Raw genomic sequence first — 13176 nt, 5'->3', positions numbered from 1 at the left:
ACCAACGGGCAATTGCCGAAACGCCCGATCAGGCTAAAATTTGCCTCTTGCGGCATGGCGGCCGAAGGCTTCATTTCAAGCGGTCGTCATTCGATTTCGGCTATACGTGTCGAGCATACCGACCAGGACTGAAGGCCTTACGCGGGGTTAGTACATGCCGTCCGGCAGCGCAGACATTTCCTCGATCCTCGACCGCATTCTGGATGCGGCGACGGACAACCTCAGGATCGCAAAGATCCTGGTCCAGATGGGCCTCGATCCCAACAACGTCACCTACGACGCGATCTTCAACCGGTTGCTGGAGATCTTTGTCCAAAACATTACGCTGGCCAATCTGTTCGCCGCGGTCGGCGCCGGCTTCTTCGTCGCCACCCTCCTGATGCGGACGATGGTGCCGCTGCGCGTCGCCAACATGGTCGGCTGTGCATTCTTCGCCGTTTTCGGCGCGCTCTCGGCCAACGTCTCGACCTTCCTCCTCTATCTGTTGCTGCTTCCGATCAACGCCCTGCGCCTGCGGCAGATGCTCAAGCTGGTCAAGAAGGCGCGCCATGCGGCCGAAGGCGACATGTCGATCGAGTGGCTCAAGCCGTTCATGACCGAGCGCAGATATCGCAGTGGCGATACGCTCTTCAAACTGGGCGATCCGGCCAAGGAGATGCTCCTCACGGTCACCGGCAAGTTCCTGGTCAAGGAGATCAATGTGGAGATCGGGCCCGGAGCTCTCATGGGAGAGCTCGGGTTCCTCACGCCGGACAACCGGCGCACCGGAACGATCGAATGCGTCGAGGACGGACAGGTGCTGACGATCACCTATGACCGCTTGCTCGAGATCTATTTTCAGGACCCGCAGTTCGGCTATTACTTCCTGGTGCTGACCAGCCAGCGCTTGCTGCAAAACATCGACCGCTTGCAGAAGCAGCTGGCGAGCGAGCGGTCAACGACCACGAACCGGATCGCGTGAACGGCGCCGCGGCTCAGCTCAGCAGCAGCGCCATTCCCGGATCGCCCTTCTCCATCGCGCGCCGGTAGGCCGGGCGGGCACCGACGCGGCCGAGATATTTAATCACATTCGGGCAGCGCGACAGGTCATAGGGCTGGAAGTAGCGCATCGTGGTGAGCGAGAAGCCCATCATGATGTCGGCGGTGGTGAAGGTGTCGCCCGCCAGATATTCGGCGTCGCGGACGCGCGCATCGACCAGGTCGAAGGCGCGGTCGGTACGCCCTCTGCTCGCGGCCAGCATCGGATTGTCCTCGGCGAGCTTGAGCCGGTTCAGGATCATCAGCCGGCCCATGCCGGCCTGCAGCGTACCGTTGGCGAAGTGAAACCAGTACAGGAACTGCGCAAAATCAGGATGATCAGGGCGGAGCGCAAGGCGCCCATCGCCGTATTTGGCCATGATGTAATCCACGATGGCGCCGGACTCGGCGAGCACGAGATCGCCGTCGGTGATCACGGGCGCACTCCCGATCGGATGCAGCGCCTTGTAGTCGGGCGGCGCCAGCATGGTGACGGAATCGCGCACGTAGCGCTTCAGTTCGTAGGGAATTCCCAGTTCCTCGCAGAGCCAGACGATGCGCTCAGATTGCGACTTGCCGAGATGGTGGACGGTGAGCATGGCGTCTCCTGCGACCGTGAGTTAGACCTGCCGTGACGCCGCATCTTAACCCGTCATTGCGAGCGCAGCGAAGCAATCCAGACTGCCACCGCGGAAAGACTCTGGATTGCTTCGCTGCGCTCGCAATGACGACGTGGAGGGACCGCCCTACCCCGCCTCGTCCGCCACCATCCGCGCCACGACGCGGTCGCGGCGGATGAAGTGGTGCCAGAGGGCAGCGACCACGTGAATCGCGATCAGCGCCAGCAGCACATAGGCAAAGAGGATGTGGCGATCCTCATAGGCGCCCGCCGCCGCACGGTCGGGAGAGGTGAATTGCGGCACGTGAAACAGGCCGAAGAAGTCGGAATAATCAGGCGTACGCGCGCCGGAATGCGCCCAGCCCAGCATCGCGACCAGGATGACCACGAGATAGAGCGCGCCGTGGCTGACATGGGCCGCGATCTTCTGCCAGCGCGAGGTTTCAGGCGGCATCGCCGGCGTCGGGTTGACGGCGCGCCAGACCAGGCGCAGCACGGTCAGCAGCAGGATCACATAGCCGATATCGGCGTGGATCGAGCGGTAGAAGAAGCGGTCGGGACGCGCCGGGATGTGGTTCATCCACCAGCCGAAGCCGATCATGGCGAGGATGGCCAGCGCCAAAATCCAGTGCAGCCACCGGGAAACGCTGCCCCAGCCGCTACTGGTATTTCTGATCATGTCGGCTCTCCGGAGTTTTGCGGATATGTCCCCGTCCGCAGCGCAAATGCTGATAGCGGGAACTTGCGGTAACCGTGAAATTGAATCGTTCCAAATTGATCCCAAACGGCCCCGCCGCAAAACCGCCCCAAAAACCGAATGGTAACCATGGTGCCCTTAAGGTAGCGACGTGACCTATTCCCCGACGATCCTGGTGTTCGATTCTGGCCTTGGCGGACTCACGGTGCTCCGCGAGGTCGTGGCTGCGCGCCCGGACGCGCATTTCGTCTATGTCGCCGACGATGCCTTCTTCCCCTATGGCCACCACAGCGAGGACGAGATCATCGCCCGCGTCGTGCCGCTGATGGGCGAACTGATTGGCACCCACGATCCTGACCTCGTCGTCATCGCCTGCAACACGGCGTCCACCCTGGTCCTATCTCACTTGCGCGCCGCTTATTCCCTGCCCTTCGTCGGCACCGTGCCGGCGATCAAGCCCGCCTGCGCGCAGTCGAAGAGCCGCCGCGTCTCGGTGCTCGGCACCAAGGGCACGGTGAAGCGCGAATACACCAAGGCGCTGATCCGCGATTTCGCGCTGGGTTGCGAGGTGACATTGGTCGGCTCGCCCGAGCTCGCCTCGCTGGCAGAAGCCGCGCTCAGGGGCCATCCGATCAGCGACGGCGACATCCTCGCCGAACTCGCCCCCTGCTTCGTCGGTGATCCCGCGGACGCGACATCGCGCACCGACACCGTGGTGCTCGCCTGCACGCACTATCCGCTGCTGCTCGACCGGATGAAGACGCTCGCGCCCTGGCCGGTCGAATGGATCGACCCCGCGCCGGCCATCGCCCGCCGCGTCTCCGACCTGCTCGGCACGCAAATCGGCGGCATCGCGCAGTCCGGCGCCGAGATGATCTTCACCTCGAACCGCGTGCATGGGCTTTCGGCCACGCTGACGCCGTTCTTCGGCGGACGCGCACTGGCCTGACCTTGCGCCTCGACGGCGCGCTGCTAGGTTTCGCCGTCGCCATCTTCGCAGGTTCATCCCCATGTCGGTCCCCGCAGCGCCGCTCAACCGTCTCCGCCAGCTCTGGAGCGAAGGGCGCCCCGCCTTCGGCGCAATCGCGACGATCCCGAGCGTGCAGACCGTACAGATCATGGCGCGCTCGCTCGACTGGATCATCGTCGACCTCGAGCATGGCCCGATTGGCTTGACCGAAGCGCATGCGATGATCGCCGCCACGACAGGCACGCCATGCACGCCGCTGGTGCGGATCGCGGCGAACGAGCCGTGGCTTGCGAAAGCGCCGATGGACATCGGCGCCTTCGGCATCAACTTCCCGATGATCACCAATCGTGCCGAAGCCGAGAAGGCGGTGCGCAGCGTGCGCTATCCGCCGCGCGGCGATCGTCTCTGGGGTCCGTTCCACGCGCCGTTCCGCTGGGGCCAGTCGATGCCGGACTACATGGCCGGCGCCGACGACGAGATGATCTGCATGATCACCATCGAGCATGTCGAGGCCGTCAATCGCATCGACGAGATCATGGCGACGCCGGGCATCGACGTCGCGGTGATCGGCCCCGGCGATCTCGCGACGTCCATCAACAAGCGCGGGCAGATGGACGATCCGGAATTGCTGCAGCTGGTCGCCCGCGCCGAGGCCGGTATCCTCAAGAGCGGCGTGCCGATCGGCGGCGTGGCCCGCACCGCAGACCAGGCCAACGCCCTGGTCGACCGCGGTTATCGCGCGATCGCGCTGGGTTTCGACTGGTCGCTGTTCCAGCGCGGCATCATGGCGGCGTTCGAGGGAATCAAGCGCTGAACGAGCCGATCGCGGCCTTGCCGGGAACTGCGACGCTGCTAGGGTCGGCGGTTCCAGGGAGGAAGAACCATGCTCAAAAAGACTTTGCTCGCTCTCGCCTTCACCAGCCTCGCCGTTGCGGCCTTCGCTCAGCAGACCGGCATCAAGCGGACCCCACTGCAGAAGGTCGAATTTCCCGACGGCTACAACACCGTCACCGCCATCGCAGAGGTCCCGGCGGGCGGCGCGGCCGGACGCCATACCCATCCTGGGGTCGAAACCGGCTACGTGCTCGAAGGCGAGCTGAATCTCCTCATCGACGGCCAGCCGGAGAAAACCCTCAAAGCCGGGGATTCCTACCAGATCCCGGCAGGCGTCGTGCACGACGCCAAGGCTCATGGCGACAAGGCCATGAAAGTACTCGGGGTTTACATCGTCGACAAAACCAAGCCGCTAGCCTCGCCGGCGCCCTGATGCGGCGAACCGACCGGCGCCAGGCGGGTTGGTTCGTGCTAGAGCACGCGGCGAGCGGGCCACCCGCTCGCTGCACATATTTTAGTCCGCAGGAACCGAAAGACCCATGCGCGGGACGTCCAAGACCATTTCGCTGCCGCGCCGCCTGATTTGCGACCTCATGCGGGCGTCGATGGAAGTGCCATTCGTCTCGCTCTCCCGCCCCCTCAATATCCGCCCCCTGCTGGAGGCGCGTGCCGGAGCGATGGCGCCTGCCGGCTGGGCCGCGATGTTCGTCAAGGCCTTTGCCCTGGTCGCCAGGGACGAGCCGGTCCTGCGCACCGTCTACGCCAAATGGCCCTGGCCGTCGCTCTACGAGCTGCCCAATAGCGTGGCGTCGGTGGCGATCGCCCGGGTCCAAGACGGCGAGGAATGCGTGATGCCGCAGCGAATCGCGGCTCCCGAAGCCATGGCGCTGGCCGCGGTGGACGCCGAAATCCGGCGTGCCAAGACGGCCCCGGTCGACGATATCCCGATGTTCCGCAAGATCATGCGGGCCACCCGCCTGCCGCTGCCGCTGCGGCGGCTATGCTGGGCGGTCGGCCTGAATTTCGGCCGACAGCGCGGCAACTGGTTCGGCAGTTTTGCCGTGAGCTCAGTGGCCGCCTATGGCGGTGGCGAGCTCCATCCCATCACGCCGGGCCCGTTCATCGTCAGCTATGGGGTGGTCGAGCCCGACCAGACCATCCATGTCGTGATCCGCTGGGACCACCGGGTCACCGACGCCGCCCCCATTGCCCGGGTCCTGACCCGGCTGGAACAGGTCCTGAACACTGAAATCGCTGCCGAATTGCGCGCGGCCGGGCCGAAGCCGATCCGGGCGGTCCGGACATGATTTCGGGGCTATTCGCATTGACAGAACGGCCCAAACTCACCTAAAAGCCGCCTGCTCGCGGGCCGATTTCGGCCCGCGAAGCGTTTCGCGACCCGTGGTCCTCCTCCCTTAAGCTTTGGGGATCGGACCTGTCAGTGCCGGGCCCAGCCCGTCACACAGGAGGGCGCGTTTCCTCAAACCATGTACCTGAAGAGGACGCGATGACTAAGCGCAGTGAGGCGAAGTACAAACTCGATCGCCGTATGGGCCAGAACATCTGGGGCCGCCCGAAGAGCCCCGTCAACCGCCGCGAGTACGGCCCCGGCCAGCACGGCCAGCGCCGCAAGGGCAAGCTCTCCGACTTCGGCGTGCAGCTGCGCGCCAAGCAGAAGCTGAAGGGCTACTACGCCAACATTTCCGAGCGTCAGTTCCACGGCATCTATGTCGAGGCGAGCCGCCTCAAGGGTGACACCGGCGAGAACCTGATCGGTCTCCTGGAGCGTCGTCTCGACGCGGTCGTGTACCGCGCCAAGTTCGTCTCCACGATCTTCGCCGCGCGCCAGTTCATCAACCACGGCCACATCAAGGTGAACGGCCGCAAGGTCAACATCTCAAGCTACCAGCTCAAGATCGGCGACGTGATCGAGGTCAAGGAAGCCTCCAAGCAGCTCGCCCACGTGCTCGAAGCCAGCCAGCTCCCCGAGCGCGACACCCCCGACTATCTCGAAGTCGACCACGGCAAGATGACCGCCAAGTACGTGCGCATCCCCGGCCTCTCCGACGTGCCGTTCCCGGTGCAGATGGAGCCGCATCTGGTCGTCGAATTCTATTCGCGCTAATAGTTCGGCAGAACGACATTCAAAGGCCCCGGTTCACCGGGGCCTTTTTGTTTGAGCCGGCGATTCCCATGTCTCAGGCCATCTGTGCTATGATTGCACATCGCGGAGTTGAGCATGACTCGTCTTCTGGAAGAGGCCTTCAGCAAAGTTTCCGGCCTGCCCGATTCAGAGCAGGACGAACTGGCGCGGACCCTGCTTGAGCTTGCCGGGGTCGATCAGCCACCAATCCAGCTGACGGCGGCGGAAGAGGCAGATCTCGCCGAGGCCGAAGCCGAAATCGCCCGCGGCGAGCTGGCCAGCGCCGACGAAGTCCGCGCGATGTGGGCTAAGCACGGCCTGTGAAGGTCCGCTATACGAAGCGGGCGCTCGCCCAAATCGACCAAATTCTGACCTACATCGAGGCGCACTCGCCCCAAGGCGCAGGCCACGTGCGCGGCCGCATTGTCGCTCTCATAGCATTGCTAGAGACCTACCCCCACGCAGGGCGAACGACTACGCGTGCATACGTCCGTCGCTTGCCGGTCAACCCTTATCCCTATCTGATCGATTATCGTGTGACCGAGACAGAAATCGTTATTATGCGGTTTCGTCACGCCGCCCGGCGTCCACCCAGAGCTCGCTGACCGCGAGCGAGTGCCATTCCCCTCAGGGAGCAAGTTGATGCTCTATACCCCTCCCCCGATCGATCCCAAGGCGCCGCCGGTGCGCATCAATCTGCTTTCGGACACGCAGACCAAGCCGACGGCTGCGATGCGCGAGGCGATGGCGCGGGCGGAGGTCGGCGACGAGCAGGTCGGCGACGATCCGACCGTGAACGCACTGTGCGAGCGCGTTGCCGCGCTGATGGGCAAGGAAGCCGCGGTCTACATGCCCTCAGGCACGATGTGCAACGTCACCGCGACGCTGGTGCATTGCCGTCCCGGCGACGAGATCCTCGCCCACGAGAGCGCACATATCATCGCCCGCGAAGGCGGCGCGCATGCCGCGATCGGCGGCTTCCAGGTCACCCAGCTCAAGGGACCTGACGGCCAGTTCACGCCGGAGACCTTTCGCAAGGCACTGCATCCGCGGACGCGCTACCAGCCGCCGCAGACCGTCGTCAGCGTCGAGCAGACCGCCAATATCGGCGGCGGCACGATCTGGAAGAAGGCAGCGCTCGACGAGATCGTCGCGATCGCCAAGCAGCACGGCCTCGTCACCCACATGGACGGTGCGCGCCTGCTCAACGCCACCGTCGCAAGCGGCATCTCCCCGCGCGACATGACGGCGGGGTGGGATTCGGCGTGGATCGATTTCTCCAAAGGCCTGGGCGCGCCGATCGGCGGCGTGCTGGCGGGCTCGCGCGCCTTCATCGACGCGGTCTGGCAGTGGAAACAGCGCCTCGGCGGCTCGATGCGGCAAGCCGGCGTCTGTGCGGCGGCCTGCATCTACGCGCTCGACCATCACGTCGATCGCCTGGCCGACGACCACGCCAATGCGCGCGCGCTCGCCCGCGGGCTGTCGCAGATCGCAGGCGTCGAGGTGCAGGAGCCCGAGACCAATCTCGTGTTCTTCAAGCCTGATGGCGCCGGAATTGCCGGCGACAAGATGGTCGCCGCACTGCGCCAGCGCGGCGTGACGCTCGCGATGATGGACGGCCGCATCCGCGCCTGCACCCATCTCGACGTCAATGCGGCCCAGGTCGAGGAAACGATCGGGTACGTCAGAGAGATCGTGCGCGGGGCGTAAGTCCGTAGCCCGGATGGAGCGCAGCGAAATCCGGGGTCCTCGCCTCGCGGAAAGATTTTCCCGGATTGCGCGGAGCCTGTCATCGGGCGGCGCTTCGCGCCGACCCGTTGGCTCCATCCGGGCTACGAAGGCGGCTAGCTACCGCCCCATCGCCTGATAGATCAGCGTCTTCAGCGCCAGCTGAATCCGGCCACGCTGCGACGGGGTCTGCACCATGAAGATCCCGAACAGATCGTCTTCGGGATCGATGAAGAAGAAGGTGCCGCCGACGCCGTCCCAGCGATATTCGCCAAGCGGCCACGATGTCCCTGATGGCACCGAGGTGCGCACCGCGAAACCGAGGCCGAAGCCGGAGCTTCCGCCCGGATAGTAATTCTGATCGCGCGCGATCTTCGTCGCGGGGCCGATATGATCCGACGCCATCAGCGCGATGGTCTCGGGCTTGAGATAGCGCCGACCTTCATAGCTGCCGCCGTTGAGCAGCATCTGCGAGAAGCGCGCGTAGTCACCGACCGTACCGACAAGGCCGCCGCCGCCCGACTCCCACCTCAGCGGTTTCCGGGGATCGCGGACCTGCGTCATCGGACTGATCGCGCGATCCTGCGGCATCGGCTCGGCGATGCGCGGCCACTTGGCAGGATCGGCGACATAGTATGCAGTGTCCATCATCCCGAGCGGATTGAGCAGCCGCTCCTTCTCGAACTCGAACAGCGATTTCCCCGATATGACCTCGACGATGCGGCCGAGCACGTCCGTGGAGTGGCCATAGTCCCAGTTCGTGCCGGGCTGTTCGGCGAGCGGAAGCGTGGTGATCTTCGCGACGAGTTCGGCGTTGGTCAAAGCCTGGTTGTCGAAGAGACCGGCGTCGGCATAGAGCTTGTTCACCAAGCCCCCGCCATAATAACCGTAGGGCAGCCCGGCAGTGTGGCGCATCAAATCCTTGATCGTCACGGAGCGACTGAGCGGCTCCAGCGCCAGCGCAACCTTGCCGTCCTCGGCCTTCGTCTCGACACCGACCTTCATCTTGCCAAAGGCCGGAATGTATTTTGCGACGGGATCATCGAGCGAGAGCTTGCCCTGCTCGACCAGCATCATTGCCATGACTGTCGTGACCGGCTTCGACATCGAATAGAGCCGGAAGATCGTGTCCGCGCTCATCGAGATCTCGGTGGCGACATCGCGGACGCCGAAATTCTCGTAATAGACCGGCTTGCCGTGCTGCTGGAGCAGCAGGATCGCGCCCGGAAACGTACCGGCGACGATCTCGCTGCGGATGTAGTCGGAAACCTTTGCCAGGCCATCTGGCGAGAAAGTGTGGGCGCGCCCCTCGGAGCCCGCCTGCGCACCACCTGCACCGAACAAAAGAACGAGCGCCGCGATCAGCGCGCGGCGCCCGAACATGTCACTTCTCCATCGCTTCATAAACCAACTGCTTCAATGTCCGCTGCACGCGCTGGCGCTCGGTCGGGGTCTGCTCCAGCAGCACGAAGAACATGTCCTGCTTGGGATCGATGACGAAATAGCAACCGGAGGCGCCGTCCCACTTCAACTCCCCGAGATCGCCGGGCGGCGGCGGCTTGGCGTTGCCGGGATCGGTGCGGACCGCAAGGCCAAGACCGAAGCCGAAACCGTCGCCGGGGAAATAGAAATAGTCGCGACCGACCCCCGAGGTCGGGCCGACCTGATCGGTCACCATCAGCTTGAATGTCTCGGGCTTGAGGATAGTCTTGCCGTCGAGGCTGCCGCCATTGAGCAGCATCTGCGCAAAGCGCTCATAGTCCGCCATGGTCGTAACCATGCCGCCGCTGGCGAACTGGATTTTTTTGACAACCGTCGGATCGTTGATCCGGCCGACGCGAAAATCAGCGTCATTCGGCACCGGCTGCGCCAGAAGCTTCTGCTTCTCGGGGGCGGTGACGAAGAAGCCGGTGTCGACCATGCCGAGCGGATCGAGCAGCTTCTCCCGCTCGATCTCAAGCAACGGCTTGCCGGTTGCGACCTCCATGACTCGCGCCAGAATGTCGGTGGAATGGCCGTATTGCCACAGCGCGCCCGGCTGGTTGTGCAGCGGCAGTTTTGCGATGCGCTCGGCGAACTCAGCGAGATCGAAATCGCCGTCGTAGATCTTGGCGTCGCGATAGGCCTTGCGGACCAGGCTGTCGCCGTAGAAGCCATAGGTGACGCCAGACGTGTGCGTCATCAGATCCTTCACCGTCATCGGCCGGCTCAGCGGCACGAGTTCGAGCGACCTGGTGCCGTCGTCGGCCTTCTTCTCGACGCCGACCTTCACATTGGCGAAGGACGGAATGTATTTCGAGACGGGATCGTCGAGCTTGATCTTGCCGTCCTCGATCAACTGCACCGCAACAACGGAGGTGATCGCCTTGCTCATCGAGAACAGGCGGAAGATGGTCTTGTCCGTGATCGGCGCCTTGCTCACCACGTCCTGCACGCCGAAGGCTTCGTGGTAGACCGGCTTGCCGTGCTGCTTGATCAGCACGGTCGCGCCGGCGATCTTGCCGGTCGCGACCTCGTTGTTGAAGAACTCGCTGACCTTGGCGAGCTTGTCCTGATTGAAATGCGCGCCGGCCGGAATCTCGTAGGTGCCTTCGGCGCGCGCGAGCGACATCGCGCCCAGCGACACCAGTGCGCCGCAAACCAACGCACGCAGTCCGAAATGTGAATTCATATCCCCTCCCCGGAAGGTGGCCGAGCGGAGTGTACTGACCACGTCATCAGGCACAAGGGCTGGCGTGTCGCGCGAGCGCCTCGGCATGGAGTTTGGCGCTCGGCTCGGCGAAGCAGCAGAACACGACGCGGGCGACCGATGGCGCGGCAGAGAGCCCTTCGATTGCCGTGCGGACGGCGATATCGGCGGCCCGGTCGGCGGGAAAGCGGAAAATGCCGGTCGAAATCGCCGGAAATGCCACCGAGGTCAGCTTATGCATCCCGCACAGCTCCATCGAACGGCGATAGCAGGAGGCGAGCAGATCGTCCTCGCCCAGCGTGCCGCCGTTCCAGACCGGCCCGACGGTGTGGATCACATGCGCGGCCTTGAGCCGATAGCCCTTGGTGATCTTGGCGTCGCCCGTCTTGCAGCCGTGGAGCATCCGACATTCGGCGACGAGGTCGGGCCCGGCCGCTCGATGGATCGCGCCATCCACGCCGCCTCCGCCGAGGAGAGACAAATTTGCGGCGTTGACGATGGCGTCAACGCCGAGTGTCGTGATGTCAGCTACGATGACCTCAAGCTCGGCGCCGCCGATGCGGCGCGTCAGCTGGGTCACGTGTCAGGCCGCGACGGCGACGCCCTTCTCGGAGAGCAGCTGCTGCAGTTCGCCGGCCTGGAACATCTCGCGGACGATGTCGCATCCGCCGACGAACTCGCCCTTCACATAGAGCTGCGGAATGGTCGGCCAGTTCGAGTAGTCCTTGATGCCGTTGCGCAGTTCGGCGGATTCGAGGACGTTGAGGCCCTTATAGCCAACGCCGATATGGTCGAGGATCTGGACGACCTGGCCGGAGAAACCGCACTGCGGAAACTGCGGCGTTCCCTTCATGAACAGAACCACGTCGTTCGACTTGACTTCGTTGGCGATGAATTCCGCGATGCTCATATCCGTGTCCTTCTGGGGCGGAGCCCTCAACAATCACTCCGGGCCGGCTCAGCCGATTTAACCCGATACCTGCCCATATATGTAGCCCAAACCGTTGTGCATCCAAAGTAAAATGGCGGCGAACACCCCTTGAACACCGCCTGGGCGGCGGGTCCAGGCCACGCCGGCCCCATTGCATGATGCCACGAATATCATCGCCGGGGAGGACTTTCATACCGTAACGGAGCCCCTATCTAGGACGAACCCAGGTTTTGGAACCGGGCAACGCCAACAACGTTCTCTTGTCCTGTCTGGAGAAAAACGTGACGAAACAAGCCTCCGCTACGGCCACCCCGCCGCTTTCGTCACCGTCGGCCGACCCGCGCGGCCTCGCCCAGGGGCTGGAAGAGGCGTTTCTCGCCGTCCGCAACGAGACCGAGCGCCGGGCCGCGCCGCTGTCGCCTGAAGACCAGCAGATTCAATCCATGCCGGATGCGAGCCCCACGAAATGGCATCGGGCCCATACCACCTGGTTCTGGGAGCAATTCCTGCTCGGCGAGCACTGTCCCGGCTACCGGCCCTTCCACCCTGATTTCGCTTTCCTGTTCAATTCCTATTACGTCAGCGCCGGCCCGCGTCATTCCCGCAATCACCGCGGCGACATCACCCGCCCCAGCGCCGATCAGGTCGGCGCCTATCGAACATATGTCGATGCGGCCGTCGTCGAATTCTTCCGCGAGGTCGGCGCGGACAAGCTTCGCGAGATCGCACCGCTGGTCGAGGTCGGGCTCAATCACGAGCAGCAGCATCAGGAATTGATGGTCACCGACATCCTGCATGCTTTCGCGCAGAACCCGATCCCGCCGGCCTATGATCCGGACTGGCGCTTCCCGGCTTCGACACGCGCGGGGGAGGATTGGCTGACGCTGAACGAAGGTATCCACACCGTCGGTCACGTCGACGACAGTTTTCATTTCGACAATGAGAAGCCGGCGCATCGCGCCCTCGTCGGTCCGGTCAGGGTCGCACGCAATCTCGTCACCAACGCCGAGTGGCTCGCCTTCATGCGCGACGGCGGCTACCGGACCGCAACGCTGTGGCTGATGGACGGCTTTGCCACCGTCAACAACGAAGGCTGGGACGCCCCCGGCCATTGGCGCGAGATCGACGGCCAGTGGCACATGATGACGCTCGCCGGCCTCAAGCCGGTCGATCCGGACGCGCCGGTCTGCCATGTCAGCTATTACGAGGCCGATGCGTTTGCGCGCTGGGCCGGAAAGCATCTGCCGACCGAGATGGAATGGGAGGTTGCTTCGCGTGCCGGCCAGCTCAACGACGCCTTCGGAATCGTCTGGCAGTGGACGCGTTCTTCATATTCGCCCTACCCCGGCTATCGCGCCATCGAAGGCGCGCTCGGGGAGTACAACGGCAAGTTCATGATCAACCAACTGGTGCTGCGCGGCTCCTCGCTTGCAACTCCCGAGGGCCACAGCCGTATTACCTATCGCAACTTCTTTTATCCGCACCATCGCTGGCAGTTCACGGGACTGCGGCTCGCCGACTACGAATAAAAAATCATCCGACGACAAA

At 63.9% G+C, this 13176-nt stretch carries 16 protein-coding genes; 10 read left to right on the top strand and 6 right to left on the bottom strand.

What is annotated here, in order from left to right; genetic code table 11:
• The first annotated feature begins 154 nt into the window (after positions 1-154).
• The gene (locus tag AB7290_RS15225) at positions 155-961 is read left to right on the top strand and encodes a Crp/Fnr family transcriptional regulator (RefSeq protein ID WP_071912420.1); all 807 of its coding nucleotides are present in this window, start codon (positions 155-157) and stop codon (positions 959-961) included.
• 13 nt (positions 962-974) lie between these two features.
• On the opposite strand, the gene AB7290_RS15220 is transcribed toward AB7290_RS15225, so the two are convergent.
• Entirely contained in the window at positions 975-1616 is a 642-nt protein-coding gene (locus AB7290_RS15220) for a glutathione S-transferase family protein (RefSeq protein ID WP_085404312.1), read from the bottom strand.
• Positions 1617-1763: 147 nt separating this feature from the next.
• The gene (locus AB7290_RS15215; RefSeq protein WP_085404311.1) at positions 1764-2315 is read right to left on the bottom strand and encodes a cytochrome b; all 552 of its coding nucleotides are present in this window, start codon (positions 2313-2315) and stop codon (positions 1764-1766) included.
• A gap of 169 nt (positions 2316-2484) precedes the next feature.
• Here AB7290_RS15215 and murI point away from each other — a divergent pair, with 169 nt between their 5' ends.
• From murI to AB7290_RS15175, 8 genes are all read left to right on the top strand, one after another.
• The gene (murI, locus tag AB7290_RS15210) at positions 2485-3282 is read left to right on the top strand and encodes a glutamate racemase (protein WP_085404310.1); all 798 of its coding nucleotides are present in this window, start codon (positions 2485-2487) and stop codon (positions 3280-3282) included.
• A 61-nt stretch (positions 3283-3343) separates the two neighbouring features.
• Positions 3344-4117, top strand: coding sequence for an HpcH/HpaI aldolase family protein (locus AB7290_RS15205; RefSeq protein ID WP_085404309.1), 774 nt, complete (start codon positions 3344-3346; stop codon positions 4115-4117).
• A gap of 69 nt (positions 4118-4186) precedes the next feature.
• Entirely contained in the window at positions 4187-4570 is a 384-nt protein-coding gene (locus tag AB7290_RS15200; protein ID WP_085404308.1) for a cupin domain-containing protein, read from the top strand.
• Between the two features lie 106 nt (positions 4571-4676).
• Complete coding sequence (locus AB7290_RS15195) at positions 4677-5444, top strand: acyltransferase (protein ID WP_085404307.1); 768 nt, start codon at positions 4677-4679, stop codon at positions 5442-5444.
• Between the two features lie 200 nt (positions 5445-5644).
• Complete coding sequence (gene rpsD / locus AB7290_RS15190; protein WP_028147479.1) at positions 5645-6262, top strand: 30S ribosomal protein S4; 618 nt, start codon at positions 5645-5647, stop codon at positions 6260-6262.
• 114 nt (positions 6263-6376) lie between these two features.
• A complete protein-coding gene (locus tag AB7290_RS15185; RefSeq protein WP_028147480.1) occupies positions 6377-6604 on the top strand; it encodes a hypothetical protein in 228 nt (75 codons plus the stop codon).
• Positions 6601-6885, top strand: a complete 285-nt coding sequence (locus tag AB7290_RS15180) for a type II toxin-antitoxin system RelE/ParE family toxin (RefSeq protein ID WP_080669598.1) — start codon at positions 6601-6603, stop codon at positions 6883-6885. The genes AB7290_RS15185 and AB7290_RS15180 overlap by 4 nt, the downstream gene beginning before the upstream one ends.
• Before the next feature lie 37 nt (positions 6886-6922).
• The gene (locus tag AB7290_RS15175; protein ID WP_085404306.1) at positions 6923-7990 is read left to right on the top strand and encodes a threonine aldolase family protein; all 1068 of its coding nucleotides are present in this window, start codon (positions 6923-6925) and stop codon (positions 7988-7990) included.
• A gap of 138 nt (positions 7991-8128) precedes the next feature.
• Here AB7290_RS15175 and AB7290_RS15170 read toward each other — a convergent pair whose 3' ends face one another.
• From AB7290_RS15170 to grxD, 4 genes are read right to left on the bottom strand one after another with little or no spacing between them, the layout of a single operon-like run.
• Positions 8129-9391, bottom strand: a complete 1263-nt coding sequence (locus AB7290_RS15170) for a serine hydrolase domain-containing protein (protein WP_085404305.1) — start codon at positions 9389-9391, stop codon at positions 8129-8131.
• Position 9392: 1 nt separating this feature from the next.
• Positions 9393-10679, bottom strand: coding sequence for a serine hydrolase domain-containing protein (locus tag AB7290_RS15165; RefSeq protein ID WP_085404304.1), 1287 nt, complete (start codon positions 10677-10679; stop codon positions 9393-9395).
• A 46-nt stretch (positions 10680-10725) separates the two neighbouring features.
• Entirely contained in the window at positions 10726-11277 is a 552-nt protein-coding gene (locus AB7290_RS15160) for an O-acetyl-ADP-ribose deacetylase (RefSeq protein WP_085404303.1), read from the bottom strand.
• Positions 11278-11280: 3 nt separating this feature from the next.
• Complete coding sequence (grxD, locus tag AB7290_RS15155; protein ID WP_085404302.1) at positions 11281-11607, bottom strand: Grx4 family monothiol glutaredoxin; 327 nt, start codon at positions 11605-11607, stop codon at positions 11281-11283.
• 251 nt (positions 11608-11858) lie between these two features.
• Between grxD and egtB the strand changes: the two genes are divergently transcribed.
• Positions 11859-13157 carry an ergothioneine biosynthesis protein EgtB gene (gene egtB / locus AB7290_RS15150; protein WP_085404301.1) on the top strand — a complete coding sequence of 433 codons (1299 nt, stop codon included), beginning with the start codon at positions 11859-11861 and terminating at the stop codon, positions 13155-13157.
• The last annotated feature ends 19 nt before the right edge of the window (positions 13158-13176 follow it).

It is taken from the genome of Bradyrhizobium sp. 613_E4_N2_2, assembly GCF_052075995.1.
Classification (GTDB): domain Bacteria; phylum Pseudomonadota; class Alphaproteobacteria; order Rhizobiales; family Xanthobacteraceae; genus Bradyrhizobium; species Bradyrhizobium barranii.
Note: the sequence above shows the minus strand (reverse complement) of the source record. Positions and strands in the feature narration are given on the sequence as shown.

What these genes read in the sequence shown, in the direction of transcription:
- AB7290_RS15215 (WP_085404311.1), bottom strand. Translation starts at nt 2,315, where the DNA reads ATGATCAGAAATACCAGTAGCGGCTGGGGCAGCGTTTCCCGGTGGCTG.
- AB7290_RS15165 (WP_085404304.1), bottom strand. Translation starts at nt 10,679, where the DNA reads ATGAATTCACATTTCGGACTGCGTGCGTTGGTTTGCGGCGCACTGGTG.
- rpsD (WP_028147479.1), top strand. Translation starts at nt 5,645, where the DNA reads ATGACTAAGCGCAGTGAGGCGAAGTACAAACTCGATCGCCGTATGGGC.
- AB7290_RS15195 (WP_085404307.1), top strand. Translation starts at nt 4,677, where the DNA reads ATGCGCGGGACGTCCAAGACCATTTCGCTGCCGCGCCGCCTGATTTGC.
- AB7290_RS15220 (WP_085404312.1), bottom strand. Translation starts at nt 1,616, where the DNA reads ATGCTCACCGTCCACCATCTCGGCAAGTCGCAATCTGAGCGCATCGTC.
- AB7290_RS15205 (WP_085404309.1), top strand. Translation starts at nt 3,344, where the DNA reads ATGTCGGTCCCCGCAGCGCCGCTCAACCGTCTCCGCCAGCTCTGGAGC.
- grxD (WP_085404302.1), bottom strand. Translation starts at nt 11,607, where the DNA reads ATGAGCATCGCGGAATTCATCGCCAACGAAGTCAAGTCGAACGACGTG.
- AB7290_RS15225 (WP_071912420.1), top strand. Translation starts at nt 155, where the DNA reads ATGCCGTCCGGCAGCGCAGACATTTCCTCGATCCTCGACCGCATTCTG.
- AB7290_RS15175 (WP_085404306.1), top strand. Translation starts at nt 6,923, where the DNA reads ATGCTCTATACCCCTCCCCCGATCGATCCCAAGGCGCCGCCGGTGCGC.
- AB7290_RS15200 (WP_085404308.1), top strand. Translation starts at nt 4,187, where the DNA reads ATGCTCAAAAAGACTTTGCTCGCTCTCGCCTTCACCAGCCTCGCCGTT.
- AB7290_RS15185 (WP_028147480.1), top strand. Translation starts at nt 6,377, where the DNA reads ATGACTCGTCTTCTGGAAGAGGCCTTCAGCAAAGTTTCCGGCCTGCCC.
- AB7290_RS15170 (WP_085404305.1), bottom strand. Translation starts at nt 9,391, where the DNA reads ATGTTCGGGCGCCGCGCGCTGATCGCGGCGCTCGTTCTTTTGTTCGGT.